Annotated in this window: 26 protein-coding genes and 5 tRNA genes; 14 read left to right on the top strand and 17 right to left on the bottom strand. The window is 55.3% G+C overall.

Annotated elements, in window-relative coordinates:
- Nucleotides 1-39: 39 nt before the first annotated feature.
- The 5 genes from ET34_RS0114015 to ET34_RS21900 all read right to left on the bottom strand — a co-directional run bounded on the left by ET34_RS0114015 (nt 40) and on the right by ET34_RS21900 (nt 2,635).
- The gene (locus tag ET34_RS0114015; protein ID WP_031523057.1) at nt 40-498 is read right to left on the bottom strand and encodes a DUF943 family protein; all 459 of its coding nucleotides are present in this window, start codon (nt 496-498) and stop codon (nt 40-42) included.
- 14 nt (nt 499-512) lie between these two features.
- Entirely contained in the window at nt 513-980 is a 468-nt protein-coding gene (locus ET34_RS0114010) for a DUF943 family protein (protein ID WP_031523056.1), read from the bottom strand.
- On the bottom strand, nt 967-1,812 hold the full coding sequence (locus tag ET34_RS0114005) for a YPO3983 family protein (RefSeq protein WP_035891373.1): 846 nt from the start codon (nt 1,810-1,812) through the stop codon (nt 967-969). Before ET34_RS0114005 ends, ET34_RS0114010 begins: the two co-directional genes overlap by 14 nt.
- A gap of 119 nt (nt 1,813-1,931) precedes the next feature.
- On the bottom strand, nt 1,932-2,360 hold the full coding sequence (locus tag ET34_RS0114000; protein WP_031523052.1) for a bleomycin resistance protein: 429 nt from the start codon (nt 2,358-2,360) through the stop codon (nt 1,932-1,934).
- 116 nt (nt 2,361-2,476) lie between these two features.
- Nucleotides 2,477-2,635 (bottom strand): YqaE/Pmp3 family membrane protein, encoded by a 159-nt coding sequence (locus ET34_RS21900; protein ID WP_035891369.1) that lies wholly within the window; start codon nt 2,633-2,635, stop codon nt 2,477-2,479.
- A 321-nt stretch (nt 2,636-2,956) separates the two neighbouring features.
- Here ET34_RS21900 and ET34_RS0113990 point away from each other — a divergent pair, with 321 nt between their 5' ends.
- Nucleotides 2,957-3,136 (top strand): hypothetical protein, encoded by a 180-nt coding sequence (locus tag ET34_RS0113990; protein ID WP_031523050.1) that lies wholly within the window; start codon nt 2,957-2,959, stop codon nt 3,134-3,136.
- A gap of 426 nt (nt 3,137-3,562) precedes the next feature.
- Complete coding sequence (locus tag ET34_RS0113985) at nt 3,563-4,012, top strand: L-alanine exporter AlaE (RefSeq protein WP_031523048.1); 450 nt, start codon at nt 3,563-3,565, stop codon at nt 4,010-4,012.
- Nucleotides 4,013-4,047: 35 nt separating this feature from the next.
- Here ET34_RS0113985 and ET34_RS0113980 read toward each other — a convergent pair whose 3' ends face one another.
- Nucleotides 4,048-4,392, bottom strand: coding sequence for a DUF2002 family protein (locus ET34_RS0113980; RefSeq protein WP_031523046.1), 345 nt, complete (start codon nt 4,390-4,392; stop codon nt 4,048-4,050).
- Nucleotides 4,393-4,555: 163 nt separating this feature from the next.
- Between ET34_RS0113980 and ET34_RS0113975 the strand changes: the two genes are divergently transcribed.
- The 12 genes from ET34_RS0113975 (at nt 4,556) to emrB (ending at nt 18,025) form a co-directional block, all read left to right on the top strand.
- Nucleotides 4,556-4,879, top strand: a complete 324-nt coding sequence (locus tag ET34_RS0113975; protein ID WP_031523044.1) for a DUF883 family protein — start codon at nt 4,556-4,558, stop codon at nt 4,877-4,879.
- 276 nt (nt 4,880-5,155) lie between these two features.
- Nucleotides 5,156-5,398 carry a glutaredoxin-like protein NrdH gene (nrdH, locus tag ET34_RS0113970; protein WP_031523043.1) on the top strand — a complete coding sequence of 81 codons (243 nt, stop codon included), beginning with the start codon at nt 5,156-5,158 and terminating at the stop codon, nt 5,396-5,398.
- Nucleotides 5,395-5,805, top strand: a complete 411-nt coding sequence (gene nrdI / locus ET34_RS0113965) for a class Ib ribonucleoside-diphosphate reductase assembly flavoprotein NrdI (RefSeq protein ID WP_031523041.1) — start codon at nt 5,395-5,397, stop codon at nt 5,803-5,805. Before nrdH ends, nrdI begins: the two co-directional genes overlap by 4 nt.
- Nucleotides 5,778-7,922 carry a class 1b ribonucleoside-diphosphate reductase subunit alpha gene (gene nrdE, locus ET34_RS0113960; RefSeq protein WP_031523039.1) on the top strand — a complete coding sequence of 715 codons (2,145 nt, stop codon included), beginning with the start codon at nt 5,778-5,780 and terminating at the stop codon, nt 7,920-7,922. Before nrdI ends, nrdE begins: the two co-directional genes overlap by 28 nt.
- A 9-nt stretch (nt 7,923-7,931) precedes the next feature.
- Nucleotides 7,932-8,894 carry a class 1b ribonucleoside-diphosphate reductase subunit beta gene (gene nrdF / locus ET34_RS0113955; protein WP_031523038.1) on the top strand — a complete coding sequence of 321 codons (963 nt, stop codon included), beginning with the start codon at nt 7,932-7,934 and terminating at the stop codon, nt 8,892-8,894.
- Nucleotides 8,895-9,256: 362 nt separating this feature from the next.
- On the top strand, nt 9,257-10,459 hold the full coding sequence (gene proV, locus ET34_RS0113950; RefSeq protein ID WP_031523036.1) for a glycine betaine/L-proline ABC transporter ATP-binding protein ProV: 1,203 nt from the start codon (nt 9,257-9,259) through the stop codon (nt 10,457-10,459).
- A complete protein-coding gene (gene proW / locus ET34_RS0113945) occupies nt 10,452-11,597 on the top strand; it encodes a glycine betaine/L-proline ABC transporter permease ProW (RefSeq protein ID WP_031523034.1) in 1,146 nt (381 codons plus the stop codon). Before proV ends, proW begins: the two co-directional genes overlap by 8 nt.
- Before the next feature lie 102 nt (nt 11,598-11,699).
- Nucleotides 11,700-12,695, top strand: coding sequence for a glycine betaine/L-proline ABC transporter substrate-binding protein ProX (proX, locus tag ET34_RS0113940; RefSeq protein WP_031523032.1), 996 nt, complete (start codon nt 11,700-11,702; stop codon nt 12,693-12,695).
- 189 nt (nt 12,696-12,884) lie between these two features.
- Nucleotides 12,885-14,069 (top strand): MFS transporter, encoded by a 1,185-nt coding sequence (locus ET34_RS0113935; RefSeq protein ID WP_031523031.1) that lies wholly within the window; start codon nt 12,885-12,887, stop codon nt 14,067-14,069.
- 554 nt (nt 14,070-14,623) lie between these two features.
- Nucleotides 14,624-15,157: a transcriptional repressor MprA gene (gene mprA, locus ET34_RS0113925; RefSeq protein ID WP_031523030.1), complete on the top strand. Its 534-nt coding sequence runs from the start codon at nt 14,624-14,626 to the stop codon at nt 15,155-15,157.
- 135 nt (nt 15,158-15,292) lie between these two features.
- Nucleotides 15,293-16,465 carry a multidrug efflux MFS transporter periplasmic adaptor subunit EmrA gene (emrA, locus tag ET34_RS0113920; RefSeq protein WP_031523028.1) on the top strand — a complete coding sequence of 391 codons (1,173 nt, stop codon included), beginning with the start codon at nt 15,293-15,295 and terminating at the stop codon, nt 16,463-16,465.
- A 15-nt stretch (nt 16,466-16,480) separates the two neighbouring features.
- Nucleotides 16,481-18,025 (top strand): multidrug efflux MFS transporter permease subunit EmrB, encoded by a 1,545-nt coding sequence (gene emrB / locus ET34_RS0113915; protein WP_031523027.1) that lies wholly within the window; start codon nt 16,481-16,483, stop codon nt 18,023-18,025.
- A 606-nt stretch (nt 18,026-18,631) separates the two neighbouring features.
- On the opposite strand, the gene luxS is transcribed toward emrB, so the two are convergent.
- From luxS to csrA, 11 genes are all read right to left on the bottom strand, one after another.
- A complete protein-coding gene (luxS, locus tag ET34_RS0113905) occupies nt 18,632-19,147 on the bottom strand; it encodes an S-ribosylhomocysteine lyase (protein WP_031523025.1) in 516 nt (171 codons plus the stop codon).
- 154 nt (nt 19,148-19,301) lie between these two features.
- Nucleotides 19,302-20,858 (bottom strand): glutamate--cysteine ligase, encoded by a 1,557-nt coding sequence (gene gshA, locus ET34_RS0113900; RefSeq protein WP_031523023.1) that lies wholly within the window; start codon nt 20,856-20,858, stop codon nt 19,302-19,304.
- 131 nt (nt 20,859-20,989) lie between these two features.
- A complete protein-coding gene (locus ET34_RS0113895) occupies nt 20,990-21,418 on the bottom strand; it encodes a YqaA family protein (protein ID WP_031523022.1) in 429 nt (142 codons plus the stop codon).
- A complete protein-coding gene (yqaB, locus tag ET34_RS0113890; RefSeq protein ID WP_031523020.1) occupies nt 21,415-21,981 on the bottom strand; it encodes a fructose-1-phosphate/6-phosphogluconate phosphatase in 567 nt (188 codons plus the stop codon). The genes ET34_RS0113895 and yqaB overlap by 4 nt, the downstream gene beginning before the upstream one ends.
- A gap of 116 nt (nt 21,982-22,097) precedes the next feature.
- A complete protein-coding gene (locus ET34_RS0113885; protein WP_031523019.1) occupies nt 22,098-23,012 on the bottom strand; it encodes a bestrophin family protein in 915 nt (304 codons plus the stop codon).
- A gap of 245 nt (nt 23,013-23,257) precedes the next feature.
- Nucleotides 23,258-23,334: transfer RNA gene (locus ET34_RS0113880), tRNA-Arg, on the bottom strand.
- Between the two features lie 196 nt (nt 23,335-23,530).
- Nucleotides 23,531-23,607, bottom strand: a tRNA-Arg gene (locus ET34_RS0113875).
- Nucleotides 23,608-23,803: 196 nt separating this feature from the next.
- Nucleotides 23,804-23,880, bottom strand: a tRNA-Arg gene (locus ET34_RS0113870).
- 63 nt (nt 23,881-23,943) lie between these two features.
- Nucleotides 23,944-24,020, bottom strand: a tRNA-Arg gene (locus ET34_RS0113865).
- Between the two features lie 4 nt (nt 24,021-24,024).
- Nucleotides 24,025-24,117: transfer RNA gene (locus ET34_RS0113860), tRNA-Ser, on the bottom strand.
- A 357-nt stretch (nt 24,118-24,474) separates the two neighbouring features.
- On the bottom strand, nt 24,475-24,660 hold the full coding sequence (gene csrA / locus ET34_RS0113855; protein WP_000906486.1) for a carbon storage regulator CsrA: 186 nt from the start codon (nt 24,658-24,660) through the stop codon (nt 24,475-24,477).
- Between the last annotated feature and the right edge of the window lie 189 nt (nt 24,661-24,849).

Here is a 24,849-nt window from a genome sequence, read left to right as displayed (position 1 = left end):
AGCGTGCGTAGCGCGGGCAGGAAAAAAATGACCGCGTGACTACTCATCATCCGCCATGCTGATATATTCCCCGCCGTCACTTTGTACCCAGGTGCGGGTGCCCGCCTGCACGTAAATCCGTTTGTTGTTTCTGGCGCGTGAGACGGTCATTATCCAGTTTTTATCGATGCAGTTGCGCGGAGCGGGCATATCATCAAAACAGAGCCGGTCTTTATCTTCTTCCTCTTTATACCCGTCAGCAAAATCCCAGAGGCTGAGATAAAATATCCGGTCGCGGTCCTCCTGAGGAATATGGTATTGCGCTTTCAGCATTGCCTGATTCTCCCGCCACCATGTCAGCGCATCGCGAGCGGTAAGGGGTGGGTTTATCAGTAAGATGCGTGCTGCATGTCCCTCACGATGAACAGCCTTAATTTCAGGTGTTCTCAGGGTAATCCATATCAATAAACTCAGGGCGGTTAAAATAATAACCCTTGCGAACGCGGTGCGTTTTTTCATTACGCGTATCCTTATTAACGTACCGTAAAGGTGAAATGCTGCTTCACTATTTTGCCGTCGGGGAGCGTTTCAAATGTGTCTTCTCCAATGGAGTAAATTACCCTTTTACTACTGAGCGACTGCTCTACCGTCATCACCCAGTTTTTATCAATGCAGTTTTTGGGAGGTGCCTTGTCTTCGAAGCAAAGACGGTCTTCATCTTCTTCCTCTTTATACCCATCAGCATAATCCCAGATGCTGACGTAATATTCACCTCTGGCATTGACGCGCGGCAGGTTATATTTTTCTTCCAGCAGCTTACGGTTATGCTTCCACCATAAAAGTTTTGTGCGCCGAGTTAACGGTGGATTTTTCAGTATGATACGCGCGGCATAACCGCTACGGTGAACGGCTATAATCTGGGTAGGACTTAAAGCGAGTTTGCCAAGCCATAACCCCGCAACCAGTAAAATAAGCATTACCAGCAGCTTAGATTTTTTCATCACGCCCGCCTGTGATTTCAACCGTTGCCTGCATATTAGTCATGAAAGGCCTGTAGCCAAACTGCTGCGAGCGCTGGAGGTAAAACCACAGGCGAAACAGGCGGAACTGATAAAATACCTTACTGCGAATATCGTGTTTATCGAGGCCAAAATGATCCTGCACGTTATAAGTCACTATTGCCCGGTAGCAGTTATTATTTATTGCTAAAGAATCAATGGTGATATGTGTGGCGCAGGTGTCATGCACGGTAATACCCAGGCCATTAAATGAATCTTTAAAACGCATGAATTTTGGAAGATAAGAATCCTTAAGCATGAGGTCCATACGAGCATCAATTCTCTCCGTGCATTCATTACTGCCCCAGTCGATAACCTGCTGTAATACCAGTTTAATTCTCTTTATAGTACTTTTTTCCCGTGTATCACTCATTATCTGCTCTCGCAGCGCAGCATCAAGGCTGCTGCTGCGAAACGGCATCCCGCTGTTTTTCTGCATATGAGTAATCATTTCGCCAATCACATGCTGATACGGGCCGTAAAATGAAAACATGCGCGCCAGCTGCCTGAACTCATCAAACAGCAGGCTGGCGCACCGCGCTGGCGTTATCTTTTCCTGAATTATGGTGGGCGAATAAAATAAGGATTGCCGCTGCGGTGAGGCGTGAAATGTGGTGAGTCGCCAGGGGTCCACATGCGCGGAAATATCCGTTAGCCGGAAATCATTCCTGAGCTGGCTTTCGGTTAAATCACCATAGCGCATATCATCGGAACTATAGTCATCCATCCAGCGCCGGGTTTTGAATATGATTTTGGGGAAGATAACTGCCGACATACTGCCTCCGCTGCGAGTCGCATCCTGAATTGGCTGCGGATAATACGCCGGGAGTGATACCGTGCAAGGGTTCGTTATTTTTATATATATAGCGGCGCTTATTATTTATCCGTTGCGGGTTACTCTTCAGATAATGCTTCAAGGTACTGGCTAAAACGCAGCAGATAACCGTCGGGATCCTGCACCAGAAATTCGCGCTGACAGGCGATGCCGTCGGCGGTGGGGTAGCGATTTTCACGTAGCGGACGGTAAAGCGCGACGCCAGCCTGCTGCAGGCGCTCCAGCACGGGGGTGACATCATCCACTTCTATCTGGAAGTTTACGCCGCGGCCAAAGGGGTGAACCAGCTCGTCGGTGTTCCATCCCCCGTCGTGATACGCCTCCAGCATCAGCTGCGCTTCACCGAGATTAAGGTAGGCGAAGTCAGGCTGCTCGCGGCGGATCATGACGGTAAAACCTACGATCTCAACGTAAAAATGCAGCGAGGCGGTGAAATCGCTGACGGTGAGTTCCGGCACCATGCGGTTCCAGTAGAGAGTATCTGCCATGATTAATGTCCTTTTATGATGAGCCGGCAGCACAGATTACGCGTTACCGGCCTGAATGGACACTGAGATGCAGAAAGCAGGCGTAAAAAAAGCCACCAGCGGTGGCTTTAGCAAACTTAGTTGCGCGTCTGTACCCAGAACGCGTGAATGAGGCCGGGGATGTACCCGAGGAGCGTCAGGATAATGTTAATAATAAACGCCCAGCCGAAGCCCTTACCCAGCAGCACGCCCAGCGGCGGCAGAATGATAGTTAGTACGACTCTCCAGAAACCCATAGCTACTCCTGTGTTACGTCTTCCAGGTTATTGTAAATGCTAACAATTAAGTGTAGCTCGCTTCGCTGAAACGTCCACCGTGCCGACACTACTTTACCCCGGCTCACATTTCCCTGGATTAGGAGTGCTGTCCCTGGCGCGGTAATCGCTATCCTCCGCCACTCAGGTTCTGCTTCAGTTCAGCGCAGAATTTCAGGAAAACGGCGGAAGATCATGTAATTAGACCAATACTTTAAGAAGTAAAAGCGCGACGCATCGCTATACCGTAGTATTCAGTTGAGCTATGGTTACTGTTAACAACCTCATAAAAGGAGAGACGCAATGTTTAACCCTGGTGATTACGTACAGCCGCGTATGGGCGGCCCGAAGCTGAAAGTCCTGGAAGTTAACGATGACCAGGTGGTCGCCGTGCGCGCTGACAATGAACAGGGCGACAAAGTTACCGTTAAAGCGGCCGATCTGGCGCTGTATAAAGAAGACGGCGATTTCGGCGTCTGCTGACCTGCCTGGGGAGGCCCGCCCTCCCCTGAATACGCATAACTACGCATTAAAATGAATAAGTACTCACTCCGCTTTAACAGAGTTTTTCACTACCTTTTCGCAGTATGCAAAATAAAATCACTCATTCCCCGTTAGTGTTGCTGCCAGCCTTATATTACAGACTACGCCGCGCGATGACGCCCTTTGCCAGATAATGAATAAAAAAATAAGCCATTGAATTTAATGAACTTATGTTGCATCACCGCCAAAGATCGCGATCGTAACGTGATTTCATCGCACCACAGAGAATGTTGTAGACAAAAGGCCAATAAATAAAAATTAAACGCTAATTGCCTTGTTATATCCAGCCATATACTCTGTCACCATCGTAAAAGGCCATTCTGTCCTTCTGTTTGTTAACCCTTTTTTCATTTCCGGAGCATTGCGATGTTCTCTGCGCACTCTCGCCTGCGCCACGCGGCGGCTGACATTTTTGCCATGGTGGTATATTGCTCCGTCGTTAACATGATGATTGAGATATTTATCTCCGGCATGAGCTTTGAGCAATCGCTCTCTTCCCGCCTGGTGGCGATCCCCATCAATATGGTCATCGCCTGGCCTTACGGGCTCTACCGCGACAGCGCTATGCGCGCCGCGCGCCGTCTCGGCGGTGCGGGCTGGATTAAGACCGTGGCGGATGTGCTGGCTTATGTGACGTTCCAGTCTCCGGTGTATGCGGTGATCCTCTGGAGCGTGGGGGCAGACGCGCAGCAGATTGTCACTGCCGTCAGTTCAAATATCGTGGCGTCGATGATGATGGGTGCCGCGTACGGCTATTTTCTGGAGTACTGCCGCCGCCTGTTTCGCGTGGCGCAGCAGCCTGGCGCCCTGCTGTAGCTAATGATGTGCGACGGGACGCTCCCGTCGCCGTGTTACTGCGGGTCGCCGAACAGGCCGCTCAGGTAACGTTCCAGCGCAATGCGTGAGCTAAAACCGTGCGGGATGCCGTAATGCGCTTCCGCTTCCCCACCCAGATAGAGCGGAAACTCCTGATAATGATCGCAGGTCTTGATGTCAGAGGCCGGGTCGGCCAGCGACTGGCTGCGCTCTTTTAACGTCGGATGAATGACCAGCGCCGTGCGGCCCAGACGTGCCTCGCGATTCACATACACATAATCTTCACCGCGGCGGTAACCATAGGTTTTTGGCGTCACGGCATCCATGGTAAATCCGGCTTTTTCCAGAACGCGTGCCACCTCGTCGGGTCGTAAATACATAGCTTTTCCTCGTCATAGCAGTACTGCTTCGCAACCTTACAATAAGGAGCATTAGCGGGGCTTTCGGAAAAGTCCAGAAAGGCGTGCATTGTTGCCGATTCGCTTCAGAGGCCAAAAATCCAGGCTACACTTTTAAACACGTTGAACCCAAAGGAGAAAACGAATGTTTAGACGACCAAGCCAAAACGAAGTCGATTATGCCGTTGATGATATTAACAGTGACGTCAGCAAACTGGCCGACTCGCTGGAAGACGTGCTGAAATCCCTGGGCAGCGATGTCAAAGGCGAAGCGGATACCGCGCGTCGTAAAGCAGAATCCCTGCTGCGTGAAACCCGCGCCCGTATGAATGGCCGTGGCCGCGTTACCCAGGCGGCACGCGACGCTGCCGGCTGCGCCGATACCTTCGTGCGCGACAAACCCTGGTACAGCGTGGGTGCTGCGGCTGCCGCAGGTATTTTCCTCGGAGCGCTGCTGACCCGCCGCTAACTCCCTGCTCGACCCTCATTAGCTATGCCTTTTTTACCCCGTCGCCTGCGCTGCGGGGTTTTTTTATGGCTGTTTCTTCCACGCGACTTTCTCTTTTCCGCCCGATCCCAGGCGTGATGCGCCCTGGCGGTCAGCCAGCCTCCTTTTCATGAGAAGCACCATATCTTGCGTGGTTGAATTTATTTTTAACTACATCTAGTATTTATTTCATCAGGTAACCCCAGAAGCACCGCGAATTCTCGCGGCGCGCTGGCATTCTAAACGGAAATACGAATCATGCGCATTACTATTTACACTCGAAATGACTGTGTTCAGTGCCACGCCACCAAACGCGCGATGGAGAGCCGCGGTTTCGCTTTCGAACTGATTAATCTCGACGAGCAGCCGGAGGCCATTGAGGACCTGCGCGCGCAGGGGTTCCGCCAGTTGCCGGTGGTAGTCACCGACCATGAAAGCTGGAGCGGCTTCCGCCCGGACATGATTAACCGTCTGCGCAACGACATCGCGGCCAGCGCATGAGCCTGCTGGTCTACTTCTCCAGCACCTCGGAGAACACGCACCGCTTTATTGAGCGGCTGGGCCTGCCGGCCGTGCGTATTCCGGTTAACGAGCGTGAGCGGATTGAAGTGGATCAGCCCTACATTCTGGTAGTGCCCTCCTACGGTGGCGGTGGTACGGCGGGTGCCGTACCGCGTCAGGCGATCTGCTTCTTAAATAACGACCATAACCGCGCCCTGCTGCGCGGCGTGATCGCCGCGGGCAACCGTAATTTTGGCGAGGCGTTCTGTCGCGCCGGGGATGTCATTGCCGCTAAGTGCCAGGTGCCTTACCTCTATCGCTTCGAGCTGATGGGCACCCCGCAAGACATTGAAAATGTGCGTAAGGGAGTAACCGAATTTTGGCAACGACAACCGCAGAGCGCGTGATCGCCGCCGCGCCCGATTACCATGCACTGAACGCCATGCTGAATCTCTATGATAAGCAGGGCCGCATTCAGTTTGAGAAAGACAGAGAGGCGGTGGAGGCATTCTTCAGCCAGCACGTGCTGCCCAACACCGTGGCGTTCCCGGACCAGCAAGCGCGCCTTGACTGGCTGGTGGCGGAGGGCTATTACGACAACCGTGTGCTCGCCCGCTACGCGCGCCCCTTTGTTATTTCGCTGTTTGAACGCGCTGCCAGCAGCGGTTTCCAGTTCCAGACCTTCCTGGGCGCGTGGAAGTACTACACCAGCTACACCCTGAAAACCTTCGATGGTAAACGCTATCTGGAGCACTTCCCGGACCGCGTGGTAATGGTGGCGTTGACGCTGGCGCAGGGCGATACCGCGCTGGCGCAGGCGCTGGTGGATGAGATCCTTGCCGGGCGCTTCCAGCCCGCCACCCCGACCTTCCTCAACTGTGGCAAAAGCCAGCGCGGCGAGCTGGTCTCCTGCTTCCTGCTGCGTATTGAAGATAATATGGAGTCCATTGGCCGCGCGGTGAACTCGGCGCTGCAGCTCTCCAAACGCGGTGGCGGCGTGGCATTTCTGCTCTCCAACCTGCGCGAGACAGGAGCGCCAATCAAACGCATCGAAAATCAGTCTTCGGGGGTGATCCCGGTAATGAAAATGCTGGAGGATGCGTTCTCCTATGCCAACCAGCTCGGGGCGCGTCAGGGTGCCGGGGCGGTCTATCTGCACGCGCATCACCCGGACATCCTGCGTTTTCTTGATACCAAGCGCGAAAACGCTGATGAGAAGATCCGTATCAAGACGCTGTCGCTGGGCGTGGTGATCCCGGACATCACCTTCCAGCTTGCCAAAGAGAACGCCGAAATGGCGCTGTTCTCGCCCTATGATATTGAGCGCCTGTACGGTAAACCTTTTGGCGATGTGGCGATCTCTGAGCTGTACCACCAGCTGGTGGAGAACCCGCAGGTGCGCAAAACCTGGATTAACGCCCGCGACTTCTTCCAGCGCGTGGCGGAGATCCAGTTTGAATCCGGCTATCCCTACATCATGTACGAAGATACCGTAAACCGCGCTAATCCGATTGCCGGGCGTATCAACATGAGCAACCTGTGTTCGGAGATCCTGCAGGTCAACACCGCCTCGACCTATGACGAAAACCTGGATTACGCGGATACCGGAAAGGATATCTCCTGTAATCTCGGCTCGCTGAATATCGCGCATACCATGGATTCCCCCGACTTCGGCCGCACCGTTGAGATCGCGGTGCGCGGCCTGACGGCGGTATCCGACATGAGCCATATCCGTTCAGTGCCGTCTGTTGAGGCGGGTAACGCGGCGTCGCACGCCATCGGGCTGGGGCAGATGAACCTGCACGGCTATCTGGCGCGGGAAGGCATTTCCTATGGTTCGCCGGAGGGGCTGGATTTCACCAACCTCTACTTCTACACCATCACCTGGCACGCCCTGCACACGTCAATGCTGCTGGCGAAAGAGCGCGGCCAGCGCTTCGCGGGCTTTGAACAGTCGCGCTATGCCAGCGGCGACTACTTTACTCAATATCTTGAGCAGCGCTGGGAGCCGAAAACCGCAGCGGTACGCGCCCTGTTTGACCGCGCCGGGATTGAGCTTCCTACCCGTGAGATGTGGCAGCAGTTGCGCGACGACGTGATGCGCTACGGCATTTACAACCAGAATCTTCAGGCGGTGCCGCCGACCGGCTCTATCTCCTATATCAATCACGCCACTTCCAGTATTCACCCGATTGTGTCGCGCATTGAGATCCGTAAAGAGGGGAAAACCGGGCGCGTCTACTACCCCGCCCCCTTTATGACCAACGACAACCTCGCCTTCTGGCAGGATGCCTATGAGATCGGCCCGGAGAAAATCATCGACACCTACGCCGAGGCTACGCGCCATGTCGATCAGGGGCTGTCGCTGACCCTGTTCTTCCCGGATACCGCCACCACCCGCGATATCAACCGGGCGCAGATTTATGCCTGGAAGAAAGGTATCAAGACGCTGTATTACATTCGCCTGCGTCAGCTGGCGCTGGAAGGCACTGAGATCGAAGGCTGCGTGTCCTGCGCGCTGTAAGGAGAGAAGATGACCCGTTTAACGCGCCTGTCGGCAATTAACTGGAACAGCATTCAGGACGACAAGGATCTTGAAGTCTGGAACCGCCTGACCAGCAACTTCTGGCTGCCGGAGAAGGTGCCGCTGTCTAACGACATTCCGGCCTGGCAGACCCTGAGCCAGGCAGAGCAGCGCCTGACAATCCGCGTCTTTACCGGCCTGACGCTGCTCGACACCATCCAGAACAGCGTCGGCGCACCGACGTTAATGCAGGATGCCATCACGCCACACGAAGAGGCGGTGCTGTCGAACGTCAGCTTTATGGAAGCCGTGCACGCCCGCTCCTACAGCTCGATTTTTTCCACGCTCTGTCAGACCAAAGAGGTGGACGCCGCCTATGCCTGGAGCGAAGAGAACGCCCCGCTGCAGCGCAAAGCCGACCTGATTATGGCGCAGTACGCCAGCGACGATCCGCTGAAGAAGAAGATTGCCAGCGTGTTCCTGGAGTCGTTCCTGTTCTACTCCGGCTTCTGGCTGCCGATGTACTGGTCCAGCCGCGGCAAGCTGACGAACACCGCCGATCTTATTCGTCTGATCATTCGCGACGAAGCGGTGCACGGCTATTACATTGGCTACAAGTATCAAAAAGGGCTGGAGAAAGTGAGCGACGGCGAGCGCGAGGCGCTGAAATCCTTTGCCCTCGACCTGCTGATGGATCTCTATGATAACGAGCTGGCCTACACGGAGGCGCTGTATGCGGACGTGGGCTGGGCCGATGAGGTTAACGCCTTCCTGTGCTACAACGCCAACAAAGCGCTGATGAATCTCGGTTACGAGGCGCTGTTCCCGGCGGAGATGGCGGAAGTTAACCCGGCGATCCTCGCCGCGCTGTCGCCCAACGCCGATGAAAACCACGATTTCTTCTCCGGGTCCGGCTCCTCGTATGTGATGGGGAAAGCGGTTGAAACCGAAGATGAAGACTGGAATTTCTGACGGCGAATTCAGGTAATTTCATTTCCACATGGGGCGATTTATTCGCCCCATTATTTTTATTCACCATCTATTTTTTTACCCGCTATTTTCCCTGGTATTGCTACTGATATTTACATTAATTTCGTAAGAATCCGAACAGTTTCACCCGAAATTACCCACCAGAATTGCAAAAATATCTGCCTGTAATAATCGGCGCTCAGCCCTTATATCATGGGAAACCCGCGCCACCAGCCTTTGGCAAATTCCATGCCACAAATCATTTGAGGGTTGTCTCAGAATCTGAGTATGTTAGGGTATAGCCAGTTTTTATTTCACACACAAATGGTAATACTATCGATATATAACAGGAATAATGTTATTGCATGGCAATTAAATTAGAAGTTAAAAACCTTTATAAAATATTCGGCGAGCACCCCGATCGGGCATTTAAATATATCGACAAAGGGCTTTCGAAAAACGAGATATTAGAGAAAACCGGGCTGTCACTTGGCGTCATTGATGCCAGTCTGGCCATTGAAGAAGGCGAGATATTCGTCATCATGGGATTATCCGGCTCCGGGAAATCCACTATGGTTCGCCTTCTCAATCGCCTGATTGAACCTACCCGTGGACAGGTTTTGATTGATGGCACCGACATCGCCAGAATATCAGACGCCGAGCTCCGCGAGGTGCGCAGGAAAAAGATAGCGATGGTATTCCAGTCCTTCGCCCTGATGCCTCATATGACCGTGGTGGATAATACCGCGTTCGGTATGGAATTAGCCGGCGTGCCGGTGAAAGAGCGTCAGGAAAAAGCCATTGACGCCCTGCGTCAGGTCGGGCTGGAAAATTATGCGCATTCTTATCCGGATGAACTCTCCGGCGGCATGCGTCAGCGTGTCGGTCTGGCGCGCGCGCTGGCAATTAATCCGGATATTTTATTGATGGACGAAGCCTTCTCGGCGCTCGATCCATTAATTCGCAGCGAAATGCAGGATGAGCTGGTGAAATTACAGTCCAGACATCAGCGCACCATTGTGTTTATTTCCCACGATCTCGACGAAGCCATGCGCATCGGCGACCGCATTGCCATTATGCAAAATGGCGAAGTGGTGCAGGTCGGTACGCCGGATGAAATTCTCAATAATCCGGCCAACGATTATGTGCGCACCTTCTTCCGCGGCGTCGATATTAGCCAGGTGTTCAGCGCCAAAGATATTGCCCGCCGTACGCCGGTGGGGCTGCTGCGCAAAACCCCGGGCTTCGGTCCGCGTTCCGCGCTGAAACTACTTCAGGATGAAGATCGCGACTTCGGTTACGTGATTGAGCGCGGCAACAGGTTTGTTGGCACCGTGTCTATCGATTCCCTGAAAGCCGCCCTCGCTGCCGGCCAGGGGCTGGATGCGGCGCTGCTCGATACGCCGTCAGCCGTTGAGGCCGACACCCCGCTGAGCGAACTGCTCACGCCCGTTGGCATCGCGCCTTGCGCCGTGCCGGTGGTGGACGCAGAGCAGCAGTATCTGGGCATCATCTCGAAAGGGATGCTGCTGAAGGCTTTAGATCGCGAGGGGGCAAACAATGAGTAAGCAAACCACTAATCCGTGGGAGACCGGGGCGCAGACCCAGGATGCCGCAAATCAGGCCGCAACCCAGGATGCTGCTAACGGCGCAGACGCGTGGGGCAATGCAGCCGCACCGGCACAGGATGCCGCCAGCGGCAGCGCCGATGCCTGGGGTAGCCCGACGCCGACGCCTACCGATGGCTCAACCGACTGGCTGACCAGCGCACCGGCACCCGCGCCTGAACATTTCAACATCATGGACCCGTTTCATAAGACCCTGATCCCGCTCGACAGCTGGGTTACCGAGGCCATCGACTGGATCGTGCTGCACTTCCGCCCGGTGTTCCAGGGCATCCGCGTGCCGGTGGATTACATCCTCAGCGCGTTCCAGCAGCTGCTGCTCGGCATGCCGGCCCCGGTGGCGATTATCCTGTTCGCGCTGATCGCCTGGCAGATCTCAAGCGTCGGCATGGGCGTTGCGACCCTGGTGTCGCTGATTGCCATCGGTGCCATTGGTGCCTGGTCGCAGGCGATGATCACCCTGGCGCTGGTCCTGACGGCGCTGCTGTTCTGTATTGTCATCGGCCTGCCGCTCGGCATATGGCTGGCGCGCAGCGAACGGGCGGCGAAGATCATTCGGCCCATGCTGGATGCGATGCAGACCACCCCGGCGTTTGTTTATCTGGTGCCGATCGTGATGCTGTTCGGTATCGGCAACGTGCCGGGCGTGGTGGTGACCATTATCTTTGCCCTGCCGCCAGTGGTGCGCCTGACCATTCTCGGTATCAACCAGGTGCCGGCTGACCTGATCGAGGCCTCGCGCTCGTTCGGTGCCAGCCCGCGTCAGATGCTGTTTAAAGTGCAGCTTCCGCTGGCGATGCCGACCATCATGGCAGGCATCAACCAGACGCTGATGCTGGCGCTGTCGATGGTGGTTATCGCCTCGATGATCGCCGTGGGTGGTCTGGGCCAGATGGTACTGCGCGGTATTGGCCGACTCGATATGGGTCTCGCTACCGTGGGCGGTGTGGGGATCGTCATCCTCGCCATCATCCTCGACCGTCTGACCCAGGCGATGGGGCGTGATTCCCGGTCACGCGGCAACCGCCGCTGGTACACCTCCGGCCCGATTGGTCTGGTCACGCGTCCTTTCATTAAATAATCGCCTCTGCGCCCGGCGCTATCCTGCCGGGCGCGATGCGTTATCCGCGGTGGTTTTCCCACCGGCACAGCACCACTCTGAACATCACAATAAGGAACAACGATGCGACATAGCGTAATTCTTGCTACGGCCCTTGCCACCCTTGTTTCCACCAGCACTTTCGCCGCCGACCTGCCGGGTAAAGGCATTACCGTGCAGCCGGTGCAGAGCACTATCACTGAAGAGTCGTTCCAGACGCTGCTGGTCAGCCGCGCGCTGGAGAAACTCGGCTATACCGTGAACGCCACCAGCGAAGTGGATTACAACGTCGGGTACACCTCGTTGGCTGCTGGCGATGCCACGTTTACCGCCGTGAACTGGCAGCCACTGCATGACGACATGTACGCGGCAGCAGGCGGTGACAAGAAATTTTATCGCGAGGGGGTATTCGTGACCGGCGCGGCGCAGGGTTATCTCATCGACCGTAAAACCGCCGAGCAGTATAAAATCACCAACGTTGAGCAGCTTAAAGATCCGAAAATCGCGAAGCTGTTTGATACCAACGGCGACGGTAAAGCGGATATGACCGGCTGCACGCCTGGCTGGGGCTGCGAAGCGGTGATTAATCATCAGATGGATGCTTACGGCCTGAAAGATACCGTGGTGCATAACCAGGGTAACTATGCCGCTATGATGGCGGATACCATCACCCGCTTTAAAGAGGGCAAACCGGTGCTGTACTACACCTGGACGCCGTACTGGGTAAGCGACGTGCTGAAGCCGGGTAAAGATGTGGTCTGGCTGCAGGTGCCGTTCTCTTCCCTGCCGGGTGAGCAGAAAGACATTGATACCAAACTGCCGAACGGCGCTAACTACGGCTTCCCGGTGAACACCATGCACATCGTGGCGAACAAGGCCTGGGCTGAGAAAAACCCGGCGGCGGCGAAGCTGTTTGCCGTGATGAAGCTGCCGATCACCGATATCAACGCCCAGAATGCGATGATGCGCGCAGGGAAATCGTCAGAAGCGGACGTGCAGGGTCACGTTGACGGCTGGATCAAAGCGCACCAGCAGCAGTTCGACGGCTGGGTGAAAGAAGCACTGGCCGCCCAGAAGTAACCGTGCGTTAACCTTCTCTTCAGCCCCTCCCCTCACGGCGAGGGGCTTTTTCATGGGCAGGCGCGTGCAACACAACAAAGGCGCGCCGCCGCCAGCCGCAAAGCGCACAAACCAACACCTTCCCGTCCTCACCTCTGCAGCGCAATTGGTTATGATGTCCTCCTGGCAAAGGAAACATAACTCATATAAATGAATAAACACGATCAAGGGCTTAGCCCGGCGCTTATCGCGCTGATGTCTGTCGCCACTGGCCTTGCTGTCGCCAGTAACTACTACGCGCAACCGCTGCTCGACACCATCGCGCGCGCCTTCTCCCTCAGTGCAAATCAGGCGGGCTTTATCGTTACCGCCGCTCAGCTCGGCTATGCGGCAGGCCTGCTGCTGCTGGTGCCGCTCGGCGATATGTTTGAACGCCGCAGGCTGATTGTGGTGATGACGCTGCTGGCCGCCGGCGGGCTGCTGATCACCGCCTCCAGTCAGTCGCTGGGAATGATGATCCTCGGTACGGCCCTCACCGGCCTGTTCAGCGTGGTGGCACAGATCCTCGTCCCGCTGGCAGCGACGCTCGCCACGCCGGAGACGCGCGGTAAAGTGGTCGGCACCATCATGAGCGGCCTGCTGCTCGGCATTCTGCTGGCCCGCACCGTCTCCGGGCTGCTCGCCAGCCTCGGCGGCTGGCGCACCGTATTCTGGGTCGCGTCGGGGTTGATGGTGGTGATGGCGTTCGCGCTGTGGCGCGGCCTGCCGAAGATGAAATCAGAAACTCACCTTAACTATCCGCAGCTGCTCGGCTCGGTGTTCAGCCTGTTTACCCGCAATCCGCTGCTGCGTACCCGGGCGCTGCTGGGCTGCCTGACGTTCGCTAACTTCAGCATCCTCTGGACTTCGATGGCGTTTCTGCTGGCCGCGCCGCCGTTCAACTTCTCCGACGGCACCATCGGCCTGTTCGGGCTGGCGGGTGCCGCAGGCGCGCTGGGCGCACGACCGGTCGGCGGACTGGTGGATAAAGGCAAAGCGCATCACACCACTACCTGGGGATTAGTGCTGCTGCTGCTGTCATGGATTGCGCTGGCGGCCGGGCAGTATTCGGTGCTGGCGCTGATCGTCGGCATCCTGGTGCTCGATCTGATGGTCCAGGGGGTACACATCACCAATCAGAGCGTGATCTACCGGGTGCAGCCCGATGCGCGTAACCGTCTCACTGCAGCCTATATGACCAGCTACTTTATTGGTGGTGCCGCCGGGTCGCTGATCTCGGCATCGGCGTATCAGCACGCTGGATGGAATGGAGTATGTATCGCCGGTGCGGTGGTGGCCCTGCTAAATCTGGTAGTGTGGTGGCGAGGATATCACCGCCAGAGCGAGATCCACTGATCGCGTACAGCCCTCTTTACGCCCTTAACCGCCCTTTCAGGGTGTTAAGGGCGTAAACACTCTGATAAGGTTAAGGGGTGTTATTGAATCGAGTGATTTTAACGTTGGTGATTTATTACATCTGACATGGATATTTCTGCGATGCGTCCGCCAGCCACTTACGGTCCGACGGTACGACTACCAGAAGGTACACTTGATGCCCGGCCCGACTTACGCCGCGGCGCGCCACCTGCCTTCCCTCTCGCATTAAGCGCCTGTGTAACAGGCGTTAAGATACTCGATCTCTCCTTTCCCGCCGCTGCGCCCGCCAACCGTGCGAACGTTCGATGCCTGACGCGATGTTGGCAGGCCGCGCTGCGTCCGGCGCGCAGGCGTCTGGCCGCGACGGGAAACATCACGCCAGCAGCGTACCGCTGCTTCTGTTGCGCATGATGGATTGATGCGCAACCCCTGACGGTAACGCAATGTATGAAGCATAACGCAGACAAATATTACATTTACTTTATTTGTTACCGTCGTTACTATATCGGCTGCAATTAATGAGGTCACACCTGATGGATAGTTCGTTTACGCCCATTGAACAAATGCTAAAATTTCGCGCCAGTCGCTACGAAGATTTCCCGTACCAGGAGATCCTTCTGACGCGTCTCTGTATGCATATGCAGGGTAAGCTGCTGGAAAACCGCAATAAGATGCTGAAAGCTCAGGGGATTAACGAGACGCTGTTTATGGCGTTGATTACGCTTGAGTCTCAGGAGAATCACAGCATTCAGCCTTCCGAGCTGAGCTGTGCACTTGGCTCATCCCGTACTAACGCTACGCGTATCGCAGACGAACTGGAAAAGCGTGGCTGGATTGAGCGCCGTGAAAGCGACAACGACCGCCGCTGCCTGCACCTGCATCTGACGGATAAAGGTCATGAGTTCCTGCGCCAGGTGCTTCCCCCTCAGCACAACTGCCTGCACCACCTCTGGGCTGCCCTGAGCGTGGCGGAAAAAGAGCAGCTGGAGCACATCACTCGCAAGTTACTTACCCGTCTCGACCAGATGGATGAGGATGAAACCCTCATCGCCGCCACCGCGAAGTAACGATAGCGGCTCATTTCGCAAACGTCCGTTCGCTTTGTACGAGATACACTGACAGGCCAGCAGTTTACTGCTGGCCTTTCTGATAAAACAGGTCGGCTCAGCCGATGACAAAAAAAGTAGATCGTGGAGAAAAACATGAGCGCAAATGCGGAGAACACCACCCCGCAGCAAGCGGTGAATAAATCCGGCAAGCGTAAGCGCGTGCTGTTGATTTTGACCCTGCTCTTTATTGTTATTGCTTTGGCATGGGGTATTTACTGGTTTCTGGTGCTGCGTTATGCCGAAGAGACCGACGACGCTTACGTGGCGGGTAACCAGGTACAGATCATGTCCCAGGTGTCCGGCAGCGTAACCAAAGTCTGGGCTGAGAATACCGACTTCGTGAAGCAGGGTGATGTACTGGTCACCCTCGATCCGACCGATGCCCAGCAGGCGTTTGAAAAAGCGCAGACCGCGCTGGCCTCAAGCGTACGCCAGACCCGTCAACTGATGATCAACAGCAAGCAGCTGCAGGCCAGCATTGAGGTGCAGAAGACTGCGCTCGCGCAGGCGCAGAGCGACTTCAACCGCCGCGTGCCGCTTGGCAGCGCTAACCTGATTGGCCGTGAGGAGCTGCAGCACGCGCGTGACGCCGTTGCCAGTGCCCAGGCCCAGCTCGATGTGGCAATCCAGCAGTACAACGCCAACCAGGCGATGGTGCTCAACACCACGCTGGAAGATCAGCCAGCAGTGAAAGACGCGGCTACCGAAGTGCGTAATGCCTGGCTTGCTCTGCAGCGTACAAAAATTGTCAGCCCGATCACCGGCTACGTTTCGCGTCGCGCAGTACAACCGGGGGCGCAGATCAGCCCGACCACACCGCTGATGGCGGTGGTGCCCGCAACCCATCTGTGGGTGGATGCTAACTTCAAAGAGACCCAGCTGGCGCACATGCGTATCGGCCAGCCGGCTACCGTAGTGAGCGACATCTACGGCGATGACGTGAAGTACACCGGCAAAGTGGTGGGCCTGGATATGGGCACCGGCAGCGCCTTCTCGCTGCTCCCCGCCCAGAACGCGACCGGTAACTGGATCAAAGTGGTTCAGCGTCTGCCGGTGCGTATCGAGCTGGATCAACAGCAGCTGACCGATCATCCGCTGCGTATCGGGCTTTCCACGCTGGTGACGGTAGACACCACCGCCCGCGACGGTGCGATGCTGGCGACCCAGACCCGCGCTGCGCCGGCCTACGAGAGCAACGCGCGCGAAATCAAACTTGAGCCGGTCAACAAGCTCATCAACGACATCGTGCAGGCGAACGCGGGCTAAGCGGCGGAGGAAGTCATGCAACAGCCACAGCGAAAACCGCTGGAAGGCGCGCAGCTGGTCATTATGACCATCGCGCTATCGCTTGCGACGTTTATGCAGGTGCTGGACTCCACCATCGCGAACGTAGCGATCCCCACCATCGCCGGTAACCTTGGCTCTTCCATGAGCCAGGGGACCTGGGTTATCACCTCTTTTGGGGTGGCGAACGCCATCTCGATTCCGCTCACCGGCTGGCTGGCAAAGCGCTTCGGGGAAGTAAAGCTGTTCCTGTGGTCGACCATCGCCTTCGTGATCGCCTCCTGGGCGTGTGGCATGTCGACCAGCCTGAACATGCTGATCTTCTTCCGCGTGTTGCAGGGGATTGTTGCCGGGCCGCTGATCCCGCTGTCCCAGAGTCTGCTGCTGAGCAACTACCCGCCGGCGAAACGCTCGGTGGCGCTGGCGCTCTGGTCGATGACGGTGATCGTTGCGCCGATCTTCGGGCCGATTCTTGGCGGCTGGATCAGCGACAACTACCACTGGGGCTGGATCTTCTTTATCAACGTGCCGATCGGCGCGCTGGTGGTGCTGCTGACGCTGCAGACGCTGCGCAACCGGGAAACCCGGACCGAGCAGCGGCGTATTGATGCCGTGGGGCTGGCGCTGCTGGTAGTGGGGATTGGTAGCCTGCAGGTGATGCTCGACCAGGGCAAGGAGCTGGACTGGTTCGCCTCGACCGAAATCATCGTGCTGACCATTGTGGCGGTGGTGGCGCTTAGCTTCCTGATTGTCTGGGAGCTGACCGACGAGAATCCGATAGTCGATCTCTCGCTGTTTAAATCGCGCAACTTTACCATTGGCTGTCTGTGTATCAGCCTGGCGTACATGCTCTACTTCGGGTCGATTGTGCTGCTACCGCAGCTGCTCCAGGAGGTGTATGGCTATACCGCCACCTGGGCCGGGCTGGCATCTGCGCCGGTCGGGATCATACCGGTACTGCTGTCGCCGATTATCGGGCGTTTCGCACATCGCCTCGATATGCGTCGCCTCGTGACCTTCAGCTTTATTATGTACGCCGTCTGCTTCTACTGGCGCGCGTACACCTTCGAGCCGGGTATGGATTTCGGGGCGTCGGCCTGGCCGCAGTTTATTCAGGGCTTTGCTGTGGCGTGCTTCTTTATGCCGCTTACCACCATTACCCTGTCCGGTTTACCGCCGGAGCGGCTGGCGGCGGCATCGAGCCTGTCGAACTTTACCCGTACCCTGGCGGGGTCGATTGGCACCTCCATTACCACCACGCTGTGGACCAACCGCGAGTCGATGCACCATGCACAGCTGAGCGAGTCGGTGAATGCGTTCAATCCGAACGCGCAGCAGATGTACAGCCAGCTGGAAGGGATGGGCATGACGCAGCAGCAGGCGTCGGGCTATATTGCCCAGCAGATCACCAATCAGGGGCTGATCATCTCCGCAAACGAGATCTTCTGGGTGTCGGCTGGCGTGTTCCTTCTGCTGTTAACGCTGGTCTGGTTTGCCAGACCGCCGTTTGGCGCCGGAAGCGGCGGCGGTGGAGCACACTGAAAAAAGCGCCAGCGATGGCGCTTTTTTTTTGCGCATCATTCCCTGCGCTTAACGTTTTCTGAAACCGTCGTGAAGCAATATTCGGAACCGAATTAATCGGCGGCATATTTGTATTAAGAAACAACGCATTTTTCATAATACGCAGCCTGCCAGCGCATATCCCACCAAAAGCGGTAGATTCTTTTTATTTCTGCGTCACGTATAATCGCGGCGCTGCATGCTATAGCTTTCAAGGTCTTAACATTTATTCTATATAAATCAACGCCTTTAACCTGCATACTCACTGTACTTAGGATTATTCCTGGTATAAGATATATCCGCTATTACACGTCAAGGTTCAGAACGAATGAAGTACTCCCCAGGCGCCATCTATTTTATGGCAGGTCTGCTGGCATCTATTGTCCTGTGCGCGATAGTGCTGTTTACTGTTGTGGTTAATTGATAGTTATAAAAAAAGAAACGCGACTACGTTTTCATTTGGTTATCTTCAATACCCGGCAAGCTACCTCTGATCAATAATGTTTGCTTCCCGTCAGCATCCTGACGCTGGATTGCAGACAAAAAAAACCACCCCGCAGGGTGGTTTTTTTATCACTCAATGTGCTGCTAGATGTGCAGCTCCTGCAGTTTCTCTTTCGGCAGCGCCAGCTCGTCGTTGCTGTTGACGCGAACGTCATGCTCCAGAATGTGGCGCGCGATATCCTGCGCTTCCTGCAGCGAGTGCATCTGGTACGTACCGCACTGGTAAACGTTCAGTTCCGGGATCTGGTTCTGCTCTTTCACCTTCAGCACGTCAGCCATTGCCGCTTTCCAGGCATCGGCAACGCGTTGCTCGTCCGGCTGACCAATCAGGCTCATGTAGAAACCGGTACGGCAGCCCATCGGAGAGATGTCGATAATTTCGACACCGTTGCCGTTCAGGTGATCGCGCATAAAGCCAGCAAACAGATGCTCAAGCGTGTGAATGCCCTTTTCCGGCATCACTTCTTTATTCGGGATGCAAAAACGCAGATCGAATACGGTGATAGTGTCACCGTGCGGGGTGTTCATGGTCTTTGCCACACGTACAGCAGGCGCTTCCATACGGGTATGGTCAACTGTGAAGCTATCCAACAATGGCATCTGTCACCTCCGATAGTGATTTTTTTTAAAATTAACTGAACTAATTCTTTCTGGCCGACTCTCAGTATATGAAAGACGCGCATTTGTTATCATCATCATCCCTGAGTTCAGAGATGACAGTTTGGCCACATTATTGTGGCCTTTTTCTTTTCTGTCAGGCGTTACGCTGCAGGAAACGTTCAAACGGCTCGCTGTCCGACGCTTCGATCTCCTGCTGACGCACCAGCGATGCATCACGCTCGCGAGAGAAATCGTCCTCTTTCAGGATCTCCAGCGGCTCTTCGCGCAGCTCGGCGCGATACTGCTCTGCCAGCGCCCGGCCGGTCCCGCCAATCCCTTCATCAATCATCGAACGCAGAATACGCGCCGAGAAGGTCAGCTCAGGATCGTCAAAGCTCGCCACCAGGTTGTCGCATACCTTCTGATACGCGTCGCCGCCGGCGATACCGTCAAGCGTCTGCGCCACGCGCTTCAGGTCGCGGAACAGATTTTTACCCACCTCCGGCAGCGGGTGCTGGGCAGTTTCGCAGCCCACACCCAGCGTCAGGCCTGGCTTGCGGCCTTCCAGAATCACGCGATTCCAGTTAGTACGGGTGCACAGCAGCTCATCGCTGCTCATCTCCGGCGCATCCGCCAGCACACACCAGATCAAGAACAGGTCGAGGAAGCGCACCTGCTGCTCGTCCACGCCCGTTGCCGAGAACGGGTTGATGTCGAGGGAACGCACTTCGATGTATTCAATCCCGCCACGCATCAGCGCATCAGACGGCGTTTCACCGCTGCGCGTAACGCGCTTAGGACGGATCGGGGCGTAGAGTTCGTTTTCAATCTGCAGAATGTTGGTGTTGATCTGCAGCAGCTTGCCGTCTTTTTCCAGCCCCAGCGCCGCGTACTCTTCCGACGGCGTTTTGATCGCGCGCTTCAATCCTGCCACATAGGTGTGCAGATCGTTAAACGTAATTCCGAGATTGCTTTGCGACTTATTGGTATAACCCAGGTCGCTCAGGCGCAGCGAGGTGGCGTACGGCAGGTAGTACATGCCGCATTCAGTCTTCTCAAACGGCAGCGTGGTCGGCTTACCCTGTAAGAAAGAAGCGCAGATCGCAGGAGAGGCACCGAACAGGTAAGGAATCACCCAGCCAAAACGGTAGTAGTTGCGGATCAGACGGAAATAGCCGGCCGAGATCGCTTCTTTACCGCTCTGCTCATCCTGCACATCACATTTCGCCTGCCAGAAAGCCAGCGGCAGCGAGAAATTAAAATGCACGCCGGAAATGGTCTGCATCAGCGCACCATAGCGGTTCTTCAGCCCTTCACGGTACAGCGTCTTCAGACGGCCAATATTCGAGCTGCCGTACTGAGCCAGCTCGATGTCATGCCCCTCTTCCACATAGCAAGGCATGCTGAGCGGCCACAGACGCTCGTCGCCGATATTACGCGCGGCATAACGATGAATATCGCGCATCACCGTCAGCATATGGTTGATGTCGCCATCAACCGGCGTGATGAATTCCAGCAGTGCTTCTGCGAAGTCGGTGGTGATCCAGCTATGGGTCAGTGCTGCGCCCAGGGCTTCCGGATGCCCCGTTGTCGCAAGGCTCCCTTCCGGGGTGACGCGCAGCGTTTCGCGCTCCAGCCCACGACGGATACCCTCAACTGCCTGAGGGTGTGCTTCCAGCCAGGCCAGCGCCTGTGATACGTCCGGGATCAAATTGACCTCCCGCCTGTCGAAATATTTTTATTAAGCATAATTGTAATGGTTGATGATTAAGAACGTCGTCTTTAATCGTATGATCAGCGTGCGTATTACCGGCATTCGCTGTTCCTTGTTCAAACAACCAATTAGTGCCACCACGTCATCCCCTGAAGCGTTACATACGTGACTACGACATAACGTAACGCCTTGCCAAGGCATAAGAAAAAAATCACTGGTCCCCAGGGCTGACGCAGCCAGCCGGCCAGCAGACACAGCAAATCTCCAATAACTGGCATCCAGCTAAGGAGAAGTGTTACCGGCCCGAACCGTCTGAGCCAGCGGGCCAGCTTTTCCTGTCTGGGTGAACGTTCACGCAGTGGGAAAAACCACCCAAGAATAACGTTAGTTAGCCCTCCAAGGCTATTACCCATTGTTGCTATTAATACCAGCATCAAGGGCTGACTCTTTCCCGCGACCAGTAGCGCAACCAGCACCGCTTCGGAGCTACCCGGTAGCAGCGTGGCGCTGAGAAAGCTGCTGGCGAAGAGGGAAAGCAGGCTTAGCGCATCGCTCACAGCAAACGCACATCCACAGCGTCCATCCCTGCCAGCCGGGCTGCCTGCAGGCCAAAGTCAGCATCTTCAAACACCACGCACTTCTCTGGCGCCACGCCCATCAGTTCAGCACAGCGCAGGAAAGTGTCGGGAGCAGGTTTGTGATGCGTGACGTGATCGGCAGCCACCACCGCGTCGAAATAGTGGCGAATACCAAGATGATTGAGCAGCGCGTTCGCCAGTGCGCTTTCGCTGCCGGTGCCTACAGCCATCGGACGACGGCCATACCACGTTTTCACCACCTCAATCAGGGGTAAAGGACGTACGTCATCCAGCAGCATGGCGCGTACCGCTGCGGTTTTTTCCGCGGCCAGCTGGTGAGGGTCAAGGGTGGCGTTATTGAGTTCAATAACGGTCTGGGCGATACGCCACGTCGGCGAGCCGTTGAGCGCCACCATTGCCTGTTCGTCAAAGCGCATCCCGTACTTTGTCAGCACCTGATGCCATGCTTTGCGGTGGGTCGGCTCGGTATCCAGAATCGTGCCGTCCATGTCGAAAATCAGTCCATCGTATCGATCGTACATCGTGTCCTCACCCGCAATGTTTCGGACTGCTAATGTAGCGTAAAGCGCGCCAGTTGTCGCATTCTGGCGCGGGAAGCAATAAAGGCAGGACGAAATAGCGACAACCGGGCTGGTGTTCAGGTGAGCTGGTAGCGCTTATCCGGCAGGATGCGCGCGGGAACATCTGCTTCATCGTTCATCTGCAGCAGATCGATCTCCATATTGTTGCAGATGGCATCCAGAGGAAGATCGTTGTTTTCCGTACCGAACGGATCTTCCAGCTCTTCAGCAAGCGCGTCCAGGGCAATAAAGGTGTAGGAAACCAGTACCGAGATGAACGGCGTCATGTAATGCAGATCAACAACCAGCGCAAACGGCAGCAGGATGCAGAACAGATAAACCGTGCGGTGAAGGATGAGCGTATAGGCGAACGGGACCGGCGTGTTGGCAATGCGCTCACAGCCAGCCAGCACAACCGACATATCGTTGAGACGATTATTCAGGCTGTGGAACAGGATATCCGAGAGCTGCCCTTCCCGACGCCGTACCGCCAGCCAGTTACCCATCAGCAGCAGAATGCGGTTAGCAGGAGAATTGGCGCTGATAACCGCCTGCAGGTCTTCTGCGGTGAGATAGCGATCCAGCTTCCCGGCCAGCGGCTGACGACGCAGCGTCATGCGCAGACAGTGGGCAAACGCAATCTGTAGCCTGACGAACTCGCCAATGGCCGGATCGTCCGGCAGCGTATTTTTCACTTCACGCAGCAAGGAGCGCGCCGCAATCATTAACTGGCCCCACAGCTGACGTGCTTCCACATAGCGCGCATAGCAGGCGTTATTGCGAAAGCCGAGAAATATCGCGATAGCCACCCCGAGAATACTGAATGGCGCAACGGTGAGCTTGATCCCCAGCGAGGCATACCAGGGCAACATCAACACGACGGTAACCGACAGGAGGAAGTTAAGCAGTAAACGGGTAAAAATCTTTGAAAGTACCGAGCCGTGCCAGACAAAAATCAGGGCCAGCCAGTGTTGTTGTGGGCGTACGATCATAGCTCAGGTCAGATAAGAATGGGCGCCGCTATTAAACGTGATTCGCGTCACGGTTGCAAGTTTGCTAATGGGATGTTGAAAAGCAGAAAACAGGTGCAGAACGCAAGGGTATTAGCGCTGTATTAAGTATGTTGTAACTAAGAGGGGCTTTAAAAAAACTGGCTTGAGCCAGAGGGTTTGTTAACTGCGCACCTGACATTGAAGGGTGCCTGGATAATCATCATTGCTGACAGCTAAGCGAGATATGGTGCATCCGGGAGGATTCGAACCTCCGACCGCTCGGTTCGTAGCCGAGTACTCTATCCAGCTGAGCTACGGATGCATTGGGATTACTGCTGTACTACTGAATCACTGTTGCTCATCATGCCGCAACACTGATGAAGATGGTGCATCCGGGAGGATTATTCGGCTTACGCCTCACCCTGCGGGCCACTGCTGCGCAGTGTTATCCTTCCTGGTGCCCGCGGTTGCTGTCGCGCTATTTGCTTAATCAACATTGCTGACAGCTAAGCGAGATATGGTGCATCCGGGAGGATTCGAACCTCCGACCGCTCGGTTCGTAGCCGAGTACTCTATCCAGCTGAGCTACGGATGCATTGGGGTTACTGCTGTACTACTGAATCACTGTCGCTCATCATGCCGCAACACTGATGAAGATGGTGCATCCGGGAGGATTATTCGGCTTGCGCCTCACCCTGCGGGCCACTGCTGCGCAGTGTTATCCTTCCTGGTGCTCGCGGTTGCTGCCGCGTTATTTGCTCAATCATCATTGCTGACACTTAAGCGAAATATGGTGCATCCGGGAGGATTCGAACCTCCGACCGCTCGGTTCGTAGCCGAGTACTCTATCCAGCTGAGCTACGGATGCATCGGGATTTACTGCTATACTACTGAATCACTGTCGCTCATCATGCCGCAACACTGATGAAGATGGTGCATCCGGGAGGATTCGAACCTCCGACCGCTCGGTTCGTAGCCGAGTACTCTATCCAGCTGAGCTACGGATGCAAAATGGCGGTGAGGCGGGGATTCGAACCCCGGATGCAGCTTTTGACCGCATACTCCCTTAGCAGGGGAGCGCCTTCAGCCTCTCGGCCACCTCACCACACACGCCTCTTACGAGTTGTGCCTCAATGTGTTTCCACTCATCGGCACTGCGTGGCGCACATATTACTTTCTGGGTCTTATAAGTCAAACAATTTTTCGGAGGATAATTTCGTTTGAACATTTAGCACCCAATTAGCGTGATTTGCCAACAAAAAGGCCGTTTTATCAACAGTAAAAGCGTGATGCGTTATCCAGATTACGAAGAATTTCTGCAGGCGTGCAGCAGCGATTTATGCGTGGCGGTAACGGCTGAATGGCAAATCAGAGAGAAAATTGGAAGGTAATGGGAGAAAAGGTAAGAAAGGAGCGGGACAAACAGGAGCGCCTCGTGATTGATACGCGAGGCGCCATATTCTTAGTAGCTGGACTGTTGTGATTTTTCAGCCTGGATACGCTGGTAGATCTCTTCACGGTGTACAGACACTTCTTTCGGGGCGTTAACACCAATACGTACCTGGTTACCCTTTACTCCAAGAACTGTCACGGTCACCTCATCCCCAATCATGAGGGTCTCACCAACTCGACGAGTCAGAATCAGCATTCTTTGCTCCTTGAAAGATTAAAAGAGTCGGGTCTCTTGTATCCCGGCATTATCCATCATATAACGCCAAAAAGTAAGCGATGACCAACACTTCATGTGTCAGCAGTCACGGCATTACATTCTGTTATGACTAAGCTTAGCCGATATAGATAACTTCAACCTGACTTTGTGTTAATTGAGAGTGTTCCT

The sequence above is a fragment of the Siccibacter colletis genome, from assembly GCF_000696575.1.
Taxonomy (GTDB): domain Bacteria; phylum Pseudomonadota; class Gammaproteobacteria; order Enterobacterales; family Enterobacteriaceae; genus Siccibacter; species Siccibacter colletis.
Note: the sequence above shows the minus strand (reverse complement) of the source record. Positions and strands in the feature narration are given on the sequence as shown.

Excerpts from the sequence above, each read along its gene's own strand:
- ET34_RS0114015 (WP_031523057.1), bottom strand. The coding sequence starts at position 498 with ATGAAAAAACGCACCGCGTTCGCAAGGGTTATTATTTTAACCGCCCTG.
- ET34_RS0114010 (WP_031523056.1), bottom strand. The coding sequence starts at position 980 with ATGAAAAAATCTAAGCTGCTGGTAATGCTTATTTTACTGGTTGCGGGG.
- ET34_RS0114005 (WP_035891373.1), bottom strand. The coding sequence starts at position 1,812 with ATGTCGGCAGTTATCTTCCCCAAAATCATATTCAAAACCCGGCGCTGG.
- ET34_RS0114000 (WP_031523052.1), bottom strand. The coding sequence starts at position 2,360 with ATGGCAGATACTCTCTACTGGAACCGCATGGTGCCGGAACTCACCGTC.
- ET34_RS21900 (WP_035891369.1), bottom strand. The coding sequence starts at position 2,635 with ATGGGTTTCTGGAGAGTCGTACTAACTATCATTCTGCCGCCGCTGGGC.
- ET34_RS0113990 (WP_031523050.1), top strand. The coding sequence starts at position 2,957 with ATGTTTAACCCTGGTGATTACGTACAGCCGCGTATGGGCGGCCCGAAG.
- ET34_RS0113985 (WP_031523048.1), top strand. The coding sequence starts at position 3,563 with ATGTTCTCTGCGCACTCTCGCCTGCGCCACGCGGCGGCTGACATTTTT.
- ET34_RS0113980 (WP_031523046.1), bottom strand. The coding sequence starts at position 4,392 with ATGTATTTACGACCCGACGAGGTGGCACGCGTTCTGGAAAAAGCCGGA.
- ET34_RS0113975 (WP_031523044.1), top strand. The coding sequence starts at position 4,556 with ATGTTTAGACGACCAAGCCAAAACGAAGTCGATTATGCCGTTGATGAT.
- nrdH (WP_031523043.1), top strand. The coding sequence starts at position 5,156 with ATGCGCATTACTATTTACACTCGAAATGACTGTGTTCAGTGCCACGCC.
- nrdI (WP_031523041.1), top strand. The coding sequence starts at position 5,395 with ATGAGCCTGCTGGTCTACTTCTCCAGCACCTCGGAGAACACGCACCGC.
- nrdF (WP_031523038.1), top strand. The coding sequence starts at position 7,932 with ATGACCCGTTTAACGCGCCTGTCGGCAATTAACTGGAACAGCATTCAG.
- proV (WP_031523036.1), top strand. The coding sequence starts at position 9,257 with ATGGCAATTAAATTAGAAGTTAAAAACCTTTATAAAATATTCGGCGAG.
- proW (WP_031523034.1), top strand. The coding sequence starts at position 10,452 with ATGAGTAAGCAAACCACTAATCCGTGGGAGACCGGGGCGCAGACCCAG.
- proX (WP_031523032.1), top strand. The coding sequence starts at position 11,700 with ATGCGACATAGCGTAATTCTTGCTACGGCCCTTGCCACCCTTGTTTCC.
- ET34_RS0113935 (WP_031523031.1), top strand. The coding sequence starts at position 12,885 with ATGAATAAACACGATCAAGGGCTTAGCCCGGCGCTTATCGCGCTGATG.
- mprA (WP_031523030.1), top strand. The coding sequence starts at position 14,624 with ATGGATAGTTCGTTTACGCCCATTGAACAAATGCTAAAATTTCGCGCC.
- emrA (WP_031523028.1), top strand. The coding sequence starts at position 15,293 with ATGAGCGCAAATGCGGAGAACACCACCCCGCAGCAAGCGGTGAATAAA.
- emrB (WP_031523027.1), top strand. The coding sequence starts at position 16,481 with ATGCAACAGCCACAGCGAAAACCGCTGGAAGGCGCGCAGCTGGTCATT.
- luxS (WP_031523025.1), bottom strand. The coding sequence starts at position 19,147 with ATGCCATTGTTGGATAGCTTCACAGTTGACCATACCCGTATGGAAGCG.
- yqaB (WP_031523020.1), bottom strand. The coding sequence starts at position 21,981 with ATGTACGATCGATACGATGGACTGATTTTCGACATGGACGGCACGATT.
- ET34_RS0113885 (WP_031523019.1), bottom strand. The coding sequence starts at position 23,012 with ATGATCGTACGCCCACAACAACACTGGCTGGCCCTGATTTTTGTCTGG.
- csrA (WP_000906486.1), bottom strand. The coding sequence starts at position 24,660 with ATGCTGATTCTGACTCGTCGAGTTGGTGAGACCCTCATGATTGGGGAT.